1 protein-coding gene is annotated in these 1,828 nt (G+C 75.0%); it reads left to right on the plus strand.

The window, feature by feature from the left end:
- The coding region (locus EBL85_RS16730; RefSeq protein ID WP_223806192.1) for a condensation domain-containing protein at positions 1 to 1,828 on the plus strand (1,828 nt) is incomplete at both ends.

Here is a 1,828-nt window from a genome sequence, read left to right on the forward strand (position 1 = left end):
GGCAAGGTCGATCGCCGCGCGCTCGCCGCCCGGCTCGACGCGCTCGACGCCGCAGGCGCGCGCACCCCGCCCCGGGGGCCGCTCGAACAGGCCCTCGCCGCGATCTGGGCCGAGGTCCTCGGGCGCGAGGACATCCACCGCGAGGACGACTTCTTCCTCCTCGGCGGCGACAGCCTCTCGGCCACCCGGGTGGTGGCGCAGCTCGAACCCCGGGGCATCGCCATCGAGCAGCCGCTGCGCCATCTCTTCGCCCACCCGCGGCTGGCGGACTTCGCCGCCGCGGCGAGGCAGGTCGAACAGATCGCCGCCCGCGCCCTGGTGGCCGATCGCGCGGCGCGTCACGCGCCCTTCCCGCTCACCGAGATCCAGCGCGCCTACTGGCGCGGTCGCACCCAGGGTCTGGCGCTGAGCACCGGCACCCGGTACCTGATCGTGCTCGACGGCGCCGGGGTCGACCTGGAGCGGCTGGAGGCGGCCTGGAACCTGTTGATCGAGCGTCACGAGATGCTGCGCGCCACGGTCGAGGCCGACGGCGAGCAGCGCATCCTGCCCTCGGTGCCGCGCGTGACGATCACCGTCGATCATCTCGACGAGGCCGGTCCGGCGACCGCCCAGGCGGTGCTCGACGCGGTCTGGGACGCCGCGCCCTCGCCGACCGTGCAACGCTGGCCGGGACACTGGCTGCACGCGGTGCGCTACGGCGAGCGGACGCGGATCGGGTTGTGCATCGACTACCTGCTGGTCGACGGCTTCAGCGTCAAGCTGCTGCTCGCCGAACTCGCCCGGCTCTATGCCGACCTCGACACCGAGCTGCCGCCGATCGGGGTCTCGTTCCGCGACTATGTGCTCGGGGTCCGTCCCGCGCCCGAGGCCGAGGCGCGCGCCGAGACCTATTGGCGCGCGCGCCTCGACGATCTGCCGCCGGCCCCGGCGCTGCCCCTGGCGCGTGCGCCCGAGTCGCTGGAGCGGGTCGCGTTCGGCCGTCGCGAGGCGCGGCTCGAACCGGCCGTCTGGGCGCGGCTGGAGTCCGGCGCGCGCGCGATCGGCGTGACCCCGTCGGTACTGCTGCTCACCGTCTATGCCGAGGTGCTCTCGCGCTGGAGCGGCGGCGGGTCGCACACCCTCAATCTGACCCTGTTCGATCGCCAGCGCGTCCACCCCGACATCGACGCCGTGGTCGGCGACTTCACCAGTCTCGCGGCGCTGCCCTATCGGCCCGAGGCCGGGACCGATCTGGCCACCCGGGCGCGGGCGGTGCGCGAGACCCTGGTCGAGGTGCTGGAGCACCGCGCGCGCTCCTCGATCTGGCTGCAGCGCGAGCGCACCGCCCGGCTCGGGCCGGACGGCGCGGCGCTGCCGGTGGTCTTCACCAGCACCCTGGGGCTGCCCGAGCGCCACGGTGTCGCACCGCCCCGCGACTTCCCGGTGCTGGTCGGCGGCGGGCGCTCGGAGACCCCGCAGGTGTGGCTCGACCACCAGCTCTACGAGCAGGACGGCGCCCTGGTGTTGCAGTGGGACGCGGTCGAGCCGCTGTTCCCCGAGGGGATGCTCGATGCCATGTTCGCGACCTATACCGCGACGCTCGCGCGGCTGGCCGAGGACCCGACGGGCTGGTCGCGCCCGCTCGTGCTCGACCTGCCCGAGCCGCAGCGGCGGATGCGCGAGGAGGTCGGCGCCACCGCGCAGGACATCGCCCCGCGCCTGCTCCACGCCGGGCTCTTCGCCACCGCGCGGCGCGAGCCCGGGCGCCCGGCGCTGTTCGACGGCGAGCGGGTGATCGACCACGGCGAACTCGCCGCCGCGGCGCTGCGCATCGCCGGCTGGCTGC

Origin of the sequence: Marichromatium sp. AB32, from assembly GCF_003718675.1 — a bacterium.
Lineage (GTDB): Bacteria > Pseudomonadota > Gammaproteobacteria > Chromatiales > Chromatiaceae > Marichromatium > Marichromatium gracile.